This window comes from Funiculus sociatus GB2-C1 (assembly GCF_039962115.1).
Taxonomy (GTDB): domain Bacteria; phylum Cyanobacteriota; class Cyanobacteriia; order Cyanobacteriales; family FACHB-T130; genus Funiculus; species Funiculus sociatus.
Window position 1 is genome coordinate 1 of the sequence record NZ_JAMPKJ010000045.1, and the last position, 16430, is coordinate 16430.

Here is a 16430-nt window from a genome sequence, read left to right on the forward strand (position 1 = left end):
ATCTAAACGGGCTGAGCATGATTTCTATGACCAGATTTGGTTCTCTCGCATCCGTTCATTAACCTGTCACCCTTGATCTACCAAGCATCTACAAAGATGTGTCAGGCAGTCAGGTTCTTACCCTATCTCAGCAGATTGGCGCTAAGGAATGGCACGAATTGGCACTCTACCATCTAGGTAGGTATTACTTGAATTTGTGTCAATTTAATGATTCTATCATCCAGTTTGAGCAATTACTGCAACTTACTCATGACACTGGAAATAGGATGCTTGAAGCCGCAGCATTTTGGGGATTGGGAGGTAATTACCGCTATCTAGGGCAGTATCAAAAAGCGATTGAGTGTTTTCAGAAACAACTTGCTATTAGCTGTGAAATAAACGATCGCAGCTGGCAGATAAGTGCATTGGAAGGTCTAGGGGGTGTTTATCAGTTTTTGGGGCAGTATCAACAATCACTTGATTACTCTCAACAGTGTTTGGTAATTGCTCATGAAACTAATGATATTAACAGTCAGGCAGGGATACTATCAAATAGTGGTGGTATCTATTTACTTATACAGCAGTGGGAAAAAGCAATTGAATTATCTGAAAAATCACTTGAGCTTGCCACTGAAGTCAACAACAAAGATATTCAGGCACGTAGTCTCAGAAATCTTGGTCAAGCATACAAAAGCTTGGGCCAGTATCAGAAAGCCAGGGATCTTTTAGAAAGAGCTTTAACAATTTCTAGTGAAATTGGCGAAAAAGCATTATTAAGTAATATATTAGGAAGTCTGTGTGGGATATTTTTTGAAACCCACCAACTTGAACAGGCAATTGAATATAGCCAAAAGGCTAGTAATATAGCCTCTGAGGTGGGTAACAAAAGCGGCGAGGCTCACGCTTTATGGTGGATTGGAACTGCTTATAATAAGCTAGGGAGATATCAGAAAGCCCTGGAATATGAAAAACAAGCTTTAGTCATTTTTCACAATATAGGTGAAAGGCAGAATGAACAATATCTGCTTTACAACATTGCTAATGAATATTTCTCCCTAAAACAGTATCCTCAAGCAATGGGATTTTATCAATCTGCTCTTAGCCTTGCCCAAGAACTAAATAATCGTCGCGAAGAAGCCAAAGCATCTCATTTACTTGGTGTAACTTTTCACAATTTGGGTCGTAATACAGAAGCTATTTCTTATTATCGACAGGGCTACAGCATTTACAAAGAACTAGGTGATGAGACACAGGCACAAGAATGTTGGAAAGGTTTATCGCAATTAGGGGCAGAATAGCCAACCCTGAATAAGGTAGGGCCAGGGTATTCCTTACTCTCTACCTTATTCGTCACGTATTGGCTTATTCAATACCTTTAATCCGGTCTTCAACCTACTGATACAATTCACACAACATTTGTAGATTGCTTTGGCTAGTTTCCAAGTAACCGCGACCGTTGACTTCTAATAAAGTGGCAACAAATTGGAGGAAGAAATAAGGATTAAGGTTCATCAACCACTGACGCATTTCTTCATCTTGAATGAACGTGGCGTTAGTATCTTTAGAAATCCAGTTATCGAAGGCATCAACTCTCTGACTTGTCGCTCATCTGTTAATTTTTACCAAATTGATTCGAGATTTAGGTTAAAACCAGGGAGAACATTTTCTCCTGATAAAGTAGTAGGAGATTGCAGCACTTCAACTTCTTGACCTTGGCGATAAATTTCTACTTGCTTGGATTTGCGGTTAATTAACAAACCCAAAATAGTGCCATTCTCTCGGTATTCTTTCATTTTCTCTTGAGCTACTTTCAAAGTATCACTCGGTGAAAGTAACTCAATGACAAAATCAGGACAAATGGGGGGAAATTTCTCTTTCTGCTGCTGAGTTAGCGCATCCCATCGTTCCAGTTTCACCCAAGCAGCATCAGGAGAACGATTGGCACCATTGGGGAGTTTGAAACCTGTAGAGGAATCGAAAACTTTACCCCATTTATTTTGCTCGTTCCAAATCCAAAGTTGAGCAGTTAGTCCAGCGTTGCGATTTCCTGTTTCTCCCCCAGCGGGTGACATAATGATTAATTCCCCTGTAGCTGTGCGCTCAAACCTTAGATTTTCATTTACTTGGCAAAGCTGAAAAAATTGCTCATCTGTGAGCTTAATAATGGGGTTGAAGTTAACGGTTAGGGCAGTCATACCGACATTGGGGTTTAGATTTTGGATTATTTAACCCATGTAGAGACGCGATTAATCGCGTCTCTACATGGGTTTCAGTTACCGACTATTCTATTCCTTCAATCCGGTCTTCGACCTCCTGATACAATTCGCGCAGCATTTGTAAGTTGCTTTCGCTGGTTTCCCAGTAACCGCGACCATTTACTTCGAGTAAGGTTGCGACAACTTTGCGGAAGGAGTGAGGATTGAGGTTCATCAACCGCTTCCGCATCTCTTCATCTTGGATAAACGTGGTATTTGTATCCTCGTAAATCCAGTTATCGACTGCACCAGCAGTTGCAGACCAACCCATCGTATTTACTAGCCGCTTCGAGAGTTCGCGGACACCTTCGTAACCGTGACTTAGCATCCCTTCGTACCACTTGGGATTGAGTAGTTTGGTACGGGCATCTAAGCGGACGGTTTCAGATAGGGTGCGGACTTGGGCGTTGGCGGTGGTGGTGTCAGCAATGTAGGATGCTGGCGTTTTGCCATCGCCGCGTAGAGTGGCGACAACCTTGGTGGGGTCGGAGTCGAAATAGTGGGAAACATCCGTAAGACTAATCTCGGAAGAGTCGAGGTTTTGGAACGTCACTTCAGCAGTTTTCAGGGCGGTTTCAAAAATCTGACGCGACTGTTCCATTGTGCCGGGACTATCGGAGGTGAAAGCGAAAGATTTGCGGCTGAGGTACATATCTTGTAACTCAGATTCGCTTTCCCAGGTACTGTTTTCTACTGCCAGGTTGATATTAGAAGAATAAGAACCGGAGGCATTAGAAAAAACACGAGTTGCTGCTTGCCGCAGGTTGATGCCCATTTCCTCCGCCTGTTGTAAGGCGTGTTTGCGGACAAAGTTCATCGATAGCGGTTCATCGGCTTCTGCTGCCATTTTCACAGCTTGGTCGAGTAAATTCATCTGATTGATGAACAAGTCGCGGAAGACACCAGAACAGTTGATGACCACATCAACGCGGGGACGACCGAGTTCAGCCAGGGGAATCAGCTCCAGTTTGTTGACTCGTCCCAAAGCATCTGGCACGGGTTTAACGCCCACCATCCACATAATTTGGGCGAGGGATTCCCCGTAGGTTTTGATGTTGTCGGTTCCCCAGAGGACGCAGGCGATAGTTTCGGGATAGGCACCAGTTTCCGCCCGTTGCCGTTCTAGAAGTCGGTCTACAACGACTTTGGCGGATTTTACTGCGGCTGCGGTGGGGATAGATTGAGGGTCGAGGGCGTGGATGTTTTTGCCAGTAGGCAGGACATCCGGGTTGCGGATGGGGTCGCCACCTGGCCCCGGAAGGATGTATTCGCCTTCTAAACCTTTGAGTAATGCACCCAGTTCGTTGTCGGCACAAACTTGCTGGAGGCAGAATTCCAAATATTCAAACAAAGGCTTAATTTGTGCTTCGTCAATTTTGGGATATCCTGCTGCGTGCAATGTTTCAATCCAGGGCTGCTTTCTGCCCATGTTGAAGAAATTCAGCTTAGAAACTAGGGAAACGCGACCATCAGCGTCGGTTTGTTCTTTGACGAGGGCGGAAACGGCGGCACGGGTGGCTAGGGTGATATCCTGCAATAGCTGGACATCTTCTAAGACACCTTGATCGTTGTTTTTGTAGATGTCGTCAATGTTGCGTCCGATGCTGTTGGCGATGATGCGGGGAAGGCTGAGGATTTCTTCTTCGGCGCGGTCGAGAGAGGCGATGTTGACGAGGGTAGCGATCGCTTCCTCTGCACTCGGCGGTTTCCCAACGACGTGCAAGCCACAGGGCAACAACCGCGATTCAATCTCCATCAGCCTACGATACACCAAACCAATTAAGGTATCCCGTTCCTCGGCGGTCATCTCTTTAGCATCTTTCTCTGGCAAGGAGATATCCTTATCCAGATTCACCAAACGGCACTTGTCCACAATGGTGTTGACAATTTGCACGCCTCGCCCGGTATCTTTGAGAGTTTGGTAGGAGGCGATTAACTCGCTTAATTCCTTCAAACCCTTGTACAATCCGGCATTTTCTGCTGGTGGTGTCAGATAGCTAATCGTTTCCGCATAGCTGCGACGCTTAGCAATTGTGGCCTCGCTGGGATTATTCGCCGCATAGTAGTAAAGATTGGGAATAGAACCAATCAGGTTATCTGGGTAACAGTCGCCAGACATTCCCATCTGCTTACCAGGCATGAATTCCAACGATCCATGCGTGCCGAAGTGCAGCACTGCGTCAGCTTCCCAAATACGTTCCAGATAGGTGTAGTAGGCGGCAAAACCGTGATGGGGGCTGGCAGAACGGGAGAACAGCAACCGCATCGGATCGCCTTCATAGCCAAAGGTAGGCTGAACACCGATAAAGACATTGCCGAAGTGTTTGCCGTAAATTAGCAAATTCTGCCCGTCGCTGTTGAGATGTCCGGGAGGTGCGCCCCAGTTCTCTTCTAGGCGTTGCGAGTACGGTGTAAGTTCTTCATACTCCGGTACTGACATCCGATAGGCAATGTTAAGCTCAGGACTGGCGTACTGTGCTTGAGCATCATGGATGACTTCTTGCATCAACGCCATTGCTGAATCTGGCAATTCGGGCAAGTCGTAGCCGTTCTGCTTGAGGGCTTTCATCACCTCATAAATTGAACCAAATACATCTAGGTAAGCAGCAGTACCGACGTTGCCTTTATCAGGTGGGAAGCTGAAGACGGTAATAGCAATTTTCTTACCAAGTTTTGGCTTGCGGCGCAGGTTAGCCCATTTTAAAGCGCGTTGAGCGATCGCTTCAATTCGGTCTTGGAGTGCGATCGCTTTCCCGGTCGCTCCATCCCTTCCCGATAATATAATCGGTTCAATCGCTCCATCCAGTTCCGGAATCGCAATCTGCAACGCCACTTGAATTGGATGCAGTCCCAAGTCGCTATCTTCCCATTCTTCGGTAGTTTGGAAGACTAAGGGTAAAGCCACCATGTAGGGACGATTCAATTTTTTCAGCGCATCAATGGCTTTCGGATGATCTTGTCTGGCGGGGCCACCCACGAGAGCAAACCCGGTAAGAGATATCACCGTATCTACTATCGCCTGCGGTGTCTTGGCAGATGGATCGTAGAAATAAGCCTCAATTGGCTTGGCAAAATCTAAACCTCCAGCAAAAACGGGAATTACCCGTGCGCCCATCGCTTCTAGTTCCTGCACCATTGCCACATAATGGGCATCATCGCCTGTGACCAAGTGAGTGCGTTGTAGCACTAAGCCAACACAGGGTGCCAAAGGATCTTTGATATCGTTGGATATATCTCTGCGGCTGCTGTGCCAGTTAAGATACTCCTTGACATCCTCAAACATTTGTGGTGCGAGGGGATGCCAGATGCCCATGTCAGGATAGGTTACTGGTTCCTGAAACTTCAGCTTTTGCTCACCTTTGTAAACGTATTTATCCGCCAGCATCAGCAGGAAGTTCTCCAGGTTTTCCTGAGAACCGCCTAGCCAATATTGGAAGCTAAGCATGAAGTTTCGGGCATCCTGCGCTTTGTCCATTGGCAGGTATTTCAGGACTTTGGGCAGAGTTTGCAGTAGCTTCAGCATCCCATCTTGGAAGCCGCTGCCGGATTTTTCCTTGCGCTTTCGCATGAATTGCGCGATCGCACTCTTCGATTGTCCCAGCTGCGCCATCGAGAAGCTGCCCATCTTGTTCAGGCGCATCACTTGGGGCATTGAGGGAAATACTACGGCAACATCAAGGTTGTCTCGGTGTGGTTCCACCGCCGCTACAACTTTATCCGCTAAGTCTTCTATAAAGATCAACGAAGCGATAAAGATATTCGCCGCAGCGACCTCTTGCTTAAAACCCTCGTAGTTCTCAGGATCTCGCAGTTCTTCCAGCAGATATCCGCTGATTTCAACCGCTAAGTCGGGGTGGTTCTTGTTAATTGAGCGAACCGCTCCTGAGATGGCACTCTGGTACTGTGGCTCTAGCACGACATAGACCACCTTGAGTAGCGATCGCCCCCTCAGGTTGTCCGGGGAAATGTGGCGAATGGTGGACTTGACGTGAGTGAACATTCGCTTAGGCTCCAATGATACGGTGTTCTCTTCTTCAGGAATGCTCGATCTTTTAGCTCTAGGGCAGGATAGGCAATAATCCCCTCCCAATCGCAAAATCGTTAATTGCTAAAAGTAGGCACATCAGCATTTTTAGCAGAAGATGCTTACACTGTGGGGCTTTTGGCGTTTATCTGACACAATTTGATAAAAAAAACGCCATTTTTCTTTACATTTCTACATATTTAGCTGAGTGGAATACTTATTTATTGTAAAAATATTTGATAAATAATTGACATTTTTTACCAAGTGATATATTTTTTATTTTTTTTGATAACAACTATAAAAGTGAAGATAAATAACGCGGTGTGCAACTTAAGAGTTTATTATTAGTGCGTACATAGCATATAATGAGAATAAAAGTTTATTGAATACTTGAAAAAAAATCCTATTGATGTGCGATGGTGCTAGTTTTCCTAGAGAAAATGAAAGACTGATTAATTAAAGATAATGAAGGTAAACTCCAGAAAAATGGTCTAAGAATTGTCATTTATTTGCTTTTTATACCCCCAAAAAATTTTATTAAACTTTTAAATAGGTAGTTTTAATTAAAAAACTGCATGGGTTACGCATTGCGTAACCCATGCAGTACAAGGATTTGATGTATTACAAGTAGAAGCTGACGCATAGTACAAACAACTATGCTGTCCTATTTAGTAACGGTTGCTATTAAAAATTTTCTGTTGATGGCTCAAGTCAGTAAACAGAAATAAAATATCAACTTTATCTGCTGTAACCATCTTGGTGACGGATTATTATGACCTCTAATCAGCCCTTTGAGCAACCTACATCCGAATCTACTGGTAAAGCGTCTGATACAGAACAGCAAGACGATGTTTTATTTCCCATCGTTGGGATGGCTGCCTCTGCTGGTGGACTAGAAGCATTTATAGACTTGCTCAGGCATTTACCCATAGATACAGGCATGGCATTTGTGCTGATTCAGCATCTATCTCCTGACCACAAAAGTCTGCTGACTGAGATTTTAGCGAGGGAGACTAAAATGCCTGTGAGCGAAGTGAAAAACGGTGTGGCTGTAGAACCGAATCAAGTCTACATAATTCCGCCAAACACCAAAATGATTTTGTCTCAAGGGATGCTGCAACTCGCGCCTCGTGAGAAGGTGCTAGGGAAATATATGCCAGGTGATGCCTTCTTTACGTCACTTGCCACCGAGAGAGGGACGAAAGCGATCGCTGTGGTTTTATCTGGAGGTGATGGAGACGGATCGCTAGGACTAACAGAGATCAAAGCAGCAGGCGGCGTGACCTTTGCTCAGTGTGAAGGAACGGCAAAATTTGACAGTATGCCGAATACGGCTGTAGCAACGGGTAATGTCGATTTCATTCTACCTCCCCAAAAAATTGCCGAAGAACTGGCAAAGCTCAGTCGCCATCCCTTAATTGCTCATCGGTCTTCACCTATCTCGGTTGACAATTTTTCTCAAAGTGAAGATGTCCTATCGATCATCTTTGCGCTCCTGAAATCGTCAACAGGCGTTGACTTTAGCGACTACAAGCCCAATACATTAGCTCGACGAATGCAGCGACGAATGCTGTTATACAAGCTAGAACGGCTAGAGGATTACGCTCAGTATCTTAAAGACCATCCGGCTGAAGTCAAGGCACTCTATGAAGAAATTCTGATTCATGTCACCAGTTTTTTCCGCGACTCGGAAGCGTTTCAACAATTGAAGGAGCAAGTCTTTCCGACGATTACCCAAAATAAATCAGAGGATGCTCCGATTCGGATTTGGGTAGCGGGATGTTCGACGGGGGAAGAAGTCTACTCAATCGCTATTTGCTTGCTGGAGTTTTTGCGAGATACTAGCCGTCAGCCCATTCAGATTTTTGCAACGGACATCAGCGAGACAGCGATTAACAAAGCGAGGTCTGGTGTTTATCAAGAAAATCAGATGGTGGAGGTGTCACCAGAACGCCGACAACGCTTCTTTAATAAGTTAGAGAATGGCGGTTATCAAATTAGTAAAGTTGTCCGCGAACTGTGTATATTTGCTCGACAAGACTTGGGCAGCGATCCGCCTTTTTCTAATTTGGATCTGGTTAGCTGTCGCAATGTGCTGATTTATCTAGGAGAGGCGTTGCAACAACGGGTGATGCCGAGCTTCCATTACAGTCTCAACGCCAGAGGATTTCTCTGGCTAGGTACTTCAGAAAGCACGGGTAAATTCTCAGGCTTGTTTACTTTAATTGATAGAAAGTACAGATTTTATGCCAAGAAGCTAACTGTCGCTCGACCCATTTTTTCCTTTGTCACAAGCCAGCATCCAGTGTCAATAATGGATAGCCCGAAGCGGATAAATGAGATTACAAAGGATAATTTTAACTTACAAAAAGAAACCGACCAACTGATCTTGAATCGCTATACTCCAGTGGGTGTGGTGATTAATGAGAAAATGGATGTTCTGCAACTTCGGGGAAAGACCGATCTCTACCTCCGACTGCCATCAGGAACGCCAAGCTTTAACGTATTGAAAATGGTGCAAGACGATTTGCTCCTTGGGCTACGCACCGCCGTATATCAAGCACAACAGCAAGATGTACTGGTGAGAAAGGAAGGGTTACAAATGGTAGATGGCGATCGCTCAAAATTTGTCAATATTGAGGTAATTCCCTTTAAGAATGACATTGCCCAAGAGCGCTATTTTTTAGTTCTATTTGAAGAAGCAACCGCCCCCATTCGCCACCTCAACCCGATTGCTCCTGAAGATTTAGAGCAGAATGATTTAGAGCAGGAGATTGGGCGACTGAAGCAAGAACTCGCAACGGCAATTCAAGAACAGGCAGCGGCTCATGAGTATCTGCAAGCCGCCCTCCAAGAGCAGGAGCATACAAACCAAGACCTGAAAGTTGCCAATGAGGAAATATTGTCGAGCAATGAGGAGTTGCAAAGTACCAATGAAGAACTAGAAACAGCTAAAGAAGAGATTCAAGCGACCAACGAAGAACTACAGACAACCAATGAAGAACTTCGCAGTCGAAACTTGGAATTACACGCTGTCAATAACGATCTGATCAATTTGCTTGCCAGTAGTCACATCCCAATTTTGATGCTGACCAACGATTTGAGGGTTCGACGCTTCACGCCAATGGCGCAAAAATTATTCAATTTCATTCCTACTGATGTTGGACGACCCTTTAGCGATATCAGAACTACTCTTGAGCTTCCTGATTTAGAACCTTTGATTTTAGAGGTGATTGAAACCTTGAGTCCAAAGGAGCTAGAAGTTCAAACCCAGGCAGGATATTGGTATAACCTCCGCATTCGTCCCTACCGCACCACAGAAAACCGGATTGATGGGGCAGTGGTGGTGTTAATTGATATTGATGCTCTTAAACGCAGTGCTACAACCCTAGAAACGGCTCGGAAGTATGCAGAAGCGATCGTGGAAACGGTACAAATGCCTTTGCTGGTGCTGGATAATAAGTTGCGGGTGAACCGAGCGAATCGATCGTTCTATGAAACGTTTCAGGTTTCATCACTGGAAACTATTCAGTCTTCGATCTTTGAGATCGGGAATGGTCAGTGGGATTTGCCGACAATGCGATCGCTCCTAGAAGATACTTTTGCTAATGACACGCCGATTGCAAACTTTGAAGTCGAGCATTGCTTTGAACAAATTGGACAAAAAACTGTGCGGCTTACTGCTTGTAGAATTTTGCAAGCTGGGGATGTCCAAATGCTTTTGCTGGCGATTGAAGACATCAGCCAACAGAAGCAGTTTGAGGCAGAAAAGTCACAGCTACTCGTCCAGGAGCAGTCAGCGCGTCAACAGGCAGAAACCGCCAATCAAAGTAAGGATGATTTTTTATCCAATCTCTCTCACGAACTCCGTAACCCGCTTAATACGATCCTGGGTTGGGCGCAACTTCTGAGTAAAAAAAAGTTAGATGAAGCCACAGTCACTCGCGCCCTGGAGGTGATCGAGCGGAGTGCCAGAGCGCAATCTCAGTTAATCGAGGATCTCCTTGATGTTTCGAGGATTAACAGTGGAAAGCTACAATTAAACACTCGTCCGCTCGATCTAGCTTTGATAGTAAATGCGGCGATTGAGTCTATTCAATTGGCAGCAGAAACCAAAAACATTCAAGTTACTTCGCAGTTGGACTCGGCGCTCATTGTGGGAGATAGCGATCGCTTGCAGCAAGTTCTCTGGAATCTCCTCACTAATGCAATTAAGTTCACTTCATCCGGTGGGCGCGTGGAAGTGACGCTAACATCTGTGCAAAATCACGCTCAGATCCGAGTCTGCGACACAGGGCGAGGCATTGGGGCTGAGTTGCTACCTTATGTATTCGATCGCTTTCGTCAAGGCGATGCCAGCAGCAGCAAAGCGACTCAAGGGCTGGGTTTGGGCTTGTCGATTGTTTGGAATATTGTGGAACTACATGGCGGCACGGTACAAGCAGAAAGCCTCGGTGAAGCACAGGGAACGACGATGACGGTAAGGTTGCTTCTGCGATCACTTCCGCCGAGCCAATTGGAGCCAGTGGAACCTGATGTACCGAGTGATGCAGTTCCATCTTTAGGTGGTTTGCAGATCCTGGTTGTTGATGACGATTCGGATATCTGTAATTTTGTAACGTGGATCTTGGAAAATGCGGGAGCCGAAGTTGGAGTGGCTACCTCAGCTAAAGAAGCGATCGCCTCGCTAACCAAAACACCCAACCGATATGATGTACTGTTATCCGATATTGGTATGCCAGAGAACGACGGCTACTGGTTGATTCGTCAAGTCAGAGGGTTTGACGCGGAAACCGGAGGACAAATCCCAGCCGCCGCGTTAACTGCCTATGCTAGCGATCGGGATCGTCAACAGGCGATTGCGGCTGGTTTTCAAGCACATCTGGCTAAACCAATCGATCCTTCACAACTGATATTCACGGTGGCGAACTTGGTTGTAACTAGAAATACCAGTGCATAGGCAGGTGTCCTGTCTCTGCTTGCATAAGATAAAGAATATAGCGTTTCTCAGTTGGGTGGAATACATCGCGGTTATTTTGTTTTCGCCACCAACGTTAGGAACATGGCAATGCCATGTCCCTACAGATGTATCTCACCCAACCCTTGAATTGCTATAGTTTAAAATTGGGTTTTTTGACTCATTAAGTAGGAAAGAAATTAGTGCAACTCGTGGATATTTTAATCCTCTCAAATGGGCCTGGGGAGTTGGCAACCTGGGTGCGTCCAGTTGTGCGACGTTTAAGAGGACAGTTGGGAGATGAGCGAGAAAAGGTGCGGGTTTCTGTTGTATTGTCGCCTTGTACTCATGCTACCGGAAAAGAAGCAGCGATCGCACTCTCCTATCCAGAAGTAGACCGCGTACAGGGAGCAGATCATTTTTTAAAGTTTTTGCTTTGGGGAAAGACTGCCGAAAATTGGGAATGGCGCGATTGCGGTGTAGTAGTCTTTTTAGGAGGCGATCAATTTTTTGCCGTAGCGATTGGCAAACGCTTAAATTATCGTACCGTTGTCTATGCGGAATGGGAAGCTCGTTGGCAGGGCTGGATTGACAAATTTGGTGCGATGAAACCAGAGATTATCGCCAAAGTTCCTCAAAAATATGCCGATAAATTTACTGTTGTCGGGGATTTAATGGCAGACGTATCTCAAGAAGGCAAAGAAGACTCTTATACTGCCTCATTTTTACTCAGTCCGGAACTTATCGGATTACTTCCAGGATCGAAAGCGGCTAAACTAGCTCAAGGTGTGCCTTTGTGTTTAGCGATCGCAGAAAACATCCACAAACAACGTCCCCAAACTCAATTTGTAATTCCTGTTGCTCCTACTTTAGATTTATCAACTTTATCTAGATTTGCTGACAAAGACCAAAACCCAGTAATTGAACTGGTGAAAGGTTCTTCAGCCAAGCTTATCGTACCGGAACCGCCAGAGTTGCCATATTTCAAGACAGAGGCTGGATTGCGGGTGCAATTGTGGACGCGATCGCCTGCTTACGAATTATTATCCCAATGTTCGCTATGTTTTACCACCGTGGGAGCCAACACCGCTGAACTCGGTGCCTTAGCAGTACCAATGATCGTTTTACTGCCAACTCAACAACTTGATGCCATGCGAAGCTGGGATGGTTTGCCTGGGTTACTCGCCAACTTGCCACTATTAGGTTCCAGTTTTGCCAAAGCGATCAACTGGATAATAATGAAACAGGTAATGAAACAGGGGCGTTTATATGCTTGGCCTAATCTCTGGGCGAAATCGCAGGTAGTGCCAGAATTGGTAGGCAGACTACAAGCAGCAGAGGTGGCAGCACTGGCTTTAGATTATCTTAACCACCCGGAAAAATTACAACAAATGCGCGATCGCCTCAAAAGTCTTCGCGGTCAACCTGGTGCTGCGGAAAAACTAGCAACTTTAGTTTGTCAAGAGCTAGGAGTTATAAGTTAATAACTGCTCCCTATTTTAAGAAGATTTCCCATCTCTTCGACCTAGTTCATAAACGCCACAACTCATACAAGCTAGTATTCCCATACTAATTGCCCAGCTGCGTCCTAAACCGATTTCCACACCGTAATTGCAGGCGGCACCAACAATTAAAAAAGGTACAATGCTCAAAATGGAAGCATAAAAAGCGTTTTGTGATTCTCTACCCTTACGAGTTCTTTCAAATTCCTCATTAGAAGTGTATAGCGATCGCTCAGCAAAGTTAAACCAGCGATTTAGTTGTTCTGTAACCCATTCACTGGCTGGAGAGAAACCTAGATATAAAGCTAACGACCATAAAGAGGCACCAGCGATCGCAGTCGCATCGAGAGCGAATCTAAAAGGTAAAATTTCAGTCAGCATGAGTTTTAAAGCATTATATTTTTCACTTTTAGGAATTTTAACAAAATTAAAGAATCTCGCGAAATAGCCAATACCCCTCTACTGGGAGGCTTGACAGAGCTGCAATCTAGAGTAGAATACACCACGATCTTTGATTTTTTTTGGCAAAATACACCGTTGTGTGTAACTTATTTAAGCAGTCGAGGAGCGAATTAATGCAGCAAGCGCCAACGCCACCGAATCTCCAAAACCGCTTTCTGCGTCCCATATTTCTTCTACTTTTTCTAGGGCTGAGTTTAATTGGGTTAATGCCAGCAGTAGAACTTCAGGAGGAGAAAGTTGAGGCGAGGGAAATTAGAACAAATTCAGTATTAACTCGCAGTAGTTGGCAAGGTGCATCTTTCCCTGTCGAAAATTTTAAAGGCTACACTTCTGGCTTTGGCTACCGCCGTTCTCCCACTGACGCTTCTGGTTGGGAATTTCATCGCGGTTTAGACATTGCTGGGCCAGAAGGCAGCTACATCCGCAATTGGTGGGCAGGTTACGTCGTGGAAGTCTCAGACCATACCGCCTGCGGCACCTTAATTAAGATCCAATCTGGGCAATGGCAGCACGTCTACTGTCACCTGAAAGGGAGTGTAGGAACTGCCAATGGCAACCGTTATGTAATAGATCGTGGCGGTGGCATCATAATTTGGCAAGGTCAACAGCTCCCCGCAGGGGCACGGATTGGTCGTATAGGTATGACTGGGCGTACCACTGGCCCCCACCTGCATTGGGGCTTAAAGTACGCTAATAACTATGTAGATCCTGCCCAGGTTCTCCGAGCTATGTACTCTCAACAACCAGGCACCACTCAGCAATTTGCTCAGGGTTTCTCTGAGCAATTCACAGGACAGCCGTCTTGGGGTAGCTCTCAGGGGCGACGCACCATAGATTAGTGAAGTGGCTCGTGGATGGGGTACTACAGTTTTGGCGTGTTCTTAACCCTCTCCTTAGAGGAGAGGGTTAAGGAAGAATTTTTTCACGGGAGAGGCTTTAAAATTAACCCCCTTCCCTTGAAGGAAAGGGAAGGGGGTTAGGTGTGTATTAGACTCAACGGCGAAAGAAAAATAGATTAAAAGAGAACCTTTTTCTTTTTTTTTCTTTTTTCTACACGCTCTCTTTTAAAGGAGCGGAGGGAAGCACTAGCTCTTGCTTACGCTTTTGGATGTATTCATCAACGATCTGACGGAAGCGATCGCCTTCAATGGTTTCGTGGTCTAACAGCAGATCCACGAGCATATCTATCAAGGAGCGGTTTTCCAGAATTATCCGGCAAGCTTCTTTGTAGCAATGGTCAACAATTGAACGGACATGACCATCAATCCGAGCTGCAATCTCCTCCGAATACTCGCTGCGGTTCCCCCAATCTCGACCTAAAAATACTTCTCCATTCGGACTTTCTAGCGCCACAGGCCCAAGCTCGGACATTCCAAACCGTGTCACCATCTGTCGCGCTCGTTCCGTCACCTTCTCCAGGTCGTTACCCGCTCCAGTAGTTACTTCATCGTTGCCAAAGATGATTTCCTCTGCTGCTCTCCCGCCTAAGGTAGCAGTAATGCTGGAGAGAATTTGAGATTTGGAATCCAAACCTATCTCCTCGGCAGGAGTAAACCAAGTTAGCCCCAAAGCTTGCCCGCGAGGCAGTATGGTGACTTTCTCTAAAGGGTTGTGGTGGGGACTCAGGGTGCCGACGATTGCGTGACCAACCTCGTGATAAGCAATCAGACGCTTCTTCCTGCCATCTACCAAGGGTGTTCGTTCCATGCCAGCTACCACCCGGTCTATGGCATCGTTGATTTCTAGTTCTGAAACGGCTTCTTTCCGGCGACGAGCCGTTAAAATGGCGGCTTCGTTGAGCAGGTTGGCTAAATCAGCACCTGTGAAACCTGGGGTACGACGAGCGATCGCTTCTAAGGATACTTCCGGAGCGATTTTTTTGTTGCGGGCGTGTACATCCAAAATTTCCCGTCGTCCTTTCAGATCCGGGTAGTCTACTATTACTTGGCGGTCAAAGCGTCCCGGACGCAGTAATGCCGAATCTAGTACATCGGGACGGTTGGTGGCAGCAATAATAATAATCCCAGTGTTGCCTTCAAAGCCGTCCATTTCGGTCAGCAACTGGTTGAGGGTTTGTTCCCTCTCGTCGTTACCGCCGCCGATACCTGTGCCGCGTTGCCGTCCTACAGCGTCAATTTCATCGATGAAGATTAAACAAGGGGCGTTTTCCTTGGCTTTTTTAAACAAGTCGCGGACGCGGGATGCACCAACGCCGACAAACATTTCCACAAACTCAGATCCAGAGATGCTGAAAAATGGGACTCCAGCTTCGCCGGCGATCGCTTTTGCCAATAAAGTCTTACCCGTTCCCGGAGGGCCTACTAACAGCACTCCTTTGGGAATTCTCGCACCTATTGCTGTAAACCGTTCCGGTTGCTTCAGGAAAGTGACAACTTCTTCTAGTTCTTCTTTGGCTTCTTCAATCCCAGCTACATCGTCAAATTTGATTCCTGTTTTCGCCTCCATCTGGAATCTAGCTCTGGATTTGCCAAAGTTCATCGCTTGACCAGAGGAATTGCTAGAACGACGGAAAACGAACATTAAAACTGCCATTAAGAACAACAGCAAAAGTAAATTTGCCGCCACCCCCAAAACAGCCGCGTTATCCCCAGACGGTTGTACATCCAAGTCAATGTTTTTATCGCGGAGTCTTTCAATCAACTCTGGATTTTGCTCGAACAGCATCACCTCTTGACGCGGAGCTGTGGAGCTTTGCCCCTTTAATGTCACCCTAGCAATCTTGGTTGCTGGGTCAATTTCTACTTTGGTGACTTGGTTGGCATCAATTTTCTGCAACAGGTCGCCATAACTGAGGGTGTTCTGCTCTACCTTGGCAAGGGCTGGGGAACCCAACAACATCCCCTGAAAAATCATCAAACCTGCGGCAAGTTGCCAGAAGCGTTTCGGCTTCTTAGCACGATTCTCCTTAGAATTTTTTGGTTGTTCTTGCCCTGTCCATGCTCTCATTGAGGAATTGTTTTTCATACAAATGCCCTTTGCCTGCTGCTTTGACTGAACCTCTCACTTGCTGGATTTCCTGAGAAATATACCTGATTCAGCAGTTGAGTTAACCTTTCTACAATCTAGTTTAACTTTCTCTATTACAGCCGTGAGTGCTAACCGATCCGCTTTGTTTGACGGACTCATTGACAAAGTTCGCTTAAATCAGCTATCTTAAATGTAGTCATTACGACTTCGATTTATTTTGGCTTGATCTTAGCGGTCGATATGCAGATGAAATTTAATACAGC

Annotated in this window: 8 protein-coding genes and 1 pseudogene; 4 read left to right on the forward strand and 5 right to left on the reverse strand. The window is 45.8% G+C overall.

Annotation, left to right across the window (positions count from 1 at the left end; all coding sequences use genetic code 11):
* Window positions 1-98 precede the first annotated feature (98 nt).
* The gene (locus tag NDI42_RS19250) at window positions 99-1277 is read left to right on the forward strand and encodes a tetratricopeptide repeat protein (RefSeq protein ID WP_313930837.1); all 1179 of its coding nucleotides are present in this window, start codon (window positions 99-101) and stop codon (window positions 1275-1277) included.
* Window positions 1278-1371: 94 nt separating this feature from the next.
* On the opposite strand, the pseudogene NDI42_RS19255 reads toward NDI42_RS19250, so the two are convergent.
* The 3 genes and pseudogenes from NDI42_RS19255 to NDI42_RS19265 form a co-directional block, all read right to left on the reverse strand.
* Window positions 1372-1578: pseudogene (locus NDI42_RS19255) on the reverse strand (cobaltochelatase subunit CobN); the annotation flags it as partial.
* 20 nt (window positions 1579-1598) lie between these two features.
* A complete protein-coding gene (locus NDI42_RS19260; protein ID WP_190452609.1) occupies window positions 1599-2174 on the reverse strand; it encodes a Uma2 family endonuclease in 576 nt (191 codons plus the stop codon).
* An 85-nt stretch (window positions 2175-2259) separates the two neighbouring features.
* Entirely contained in the window at window positions 2260-6234 is a 3975-nt protein-coding gene (locus tag NDI42_RS19265; RefSeq protein WP_190452613.1) for a magnesium chelatase subunit H, read from the reverse strand.
* Between the two features lie 796 nt (window positions 6235-7030).
* Here NDI42_RS19265 and NDI42_RS19270 point away from each other — a divergent pair.
* Window positions 7031-11218, forward strand: a complete 4188-nt coding sequence (locus NDI42_RS19270; RefSeq protein ID WP_190452615.1) for a CheR family methyltransferase — start codon at window positions 7031-7033, stop codon at window positions 11216-11218.
* A 200-nt stretch (window positions 11219-11418) separates the two neighbouring features.
* Entirely contained in the window at window positions 11419-12699 is a 1281-nt protein-coding gene (locus NDI42_RS19275; RefSeq protein ID WP_190452617.1) for a glycosyltransferase family protein, read from the forward strand.
* A gap of 15 nt (window positions 12700-12714) precedes the next feature.
* On the opposite strand, the gene NDI42_RS19280 is transcribed toward NDI42_RS19275, so the two are convergent.
* Window positions 12715-13098 (reverse strand): hypothetical protein, encoded by a 384-nt coding sequence (locus tag NDI42_RS19280; RefSeq protein WP_190452618.1) that lies wholly within the window; start codon window positions 13096-13098, stop codon window positions 12715-12717.
* A 194-nt stretch (window positions 13099-13292) separates the two neighbouring features.
* Between NDI42_RS19280 and NDI42_RS19285 the strand changes: the two genes are divergently transcribed.
* Window positions 13293-14018 carry a M23 family metallopeptidase gene (locus NDI42_RS19285; RefSeq protein WP_190452620.1) on the forward strand — a complete coding sequence of 242 codons (726 nt, stop codon included), beginning with the start codon at window positions 13293-13295 and terminating at the stop codon, window positions 14016-14018.
* A gap of 211 nt (window positions 14019-14229) precedes the next feature.
* On the opposite strand, the gene ftsH is transcribed toward NDI42_RS19285, so the two are convergent.
* Window positions 14230-16164 carry an ATP-dependent zinc metalloprotease FtsH gene (gene ftsH, locus NDI42_RS19290; RefSeq protein ID WP_190452629.1) on the reverse strand — a complete coding sequence of 645 codons (1935 nt, stop codon included), beginning with the start codon at window positions 16162-16164 and terminating at the stop codon, window positions 14230-14232.
* Window positions 16165-16430 lie beyond the last annotated feature (266 nt).

Bases quoted from the DNA above. Each gene is read 5' to 3' on its own strand.
- NDI42_RS19260 (WP_190452609.1), bottom strand. From the start codon at position 2,174: ATGACTGCCCTAACCGTTAACTTCAACCCCATTATTAAGCTCACAGAT.
- NDI42_RS19270 (WP_190452615.1), top strand. From the start codon at position 7,031: ATGACCTCTAATCAGCCCTTTGAGCAACCTACATCCGAATCTACTGGT.
- ftsH (WP_190452629.1), bottom strand. From the start codon at position 16,164: ATGAAAAACAATTCCTCAATGAGAGCATGGACAGGGCAAGAACAACCA.
- NDI42_RS19265 (WP_190452613.1), bottom strand. From the start codon at position 6,234: ATGTTCACTCACGTCAAGTCCACCATTCGCCACATTTCCCCGGACAAC.
- NDI42_RS19280 (WP_190452618.1), bottom strand. From the start codon at position 13,098: ATGCTGACTGAAATTTTACCTTTTAGATTCGCTCTCGATGCGACTGCG.
- NDI42_RS19285 (WP_190452620.1), top strand. From the start codon at position 13,293: ATGCAGCAAGCGCCAACGCCACCGAATCTCCAAAACCGCTTTCTGCGT.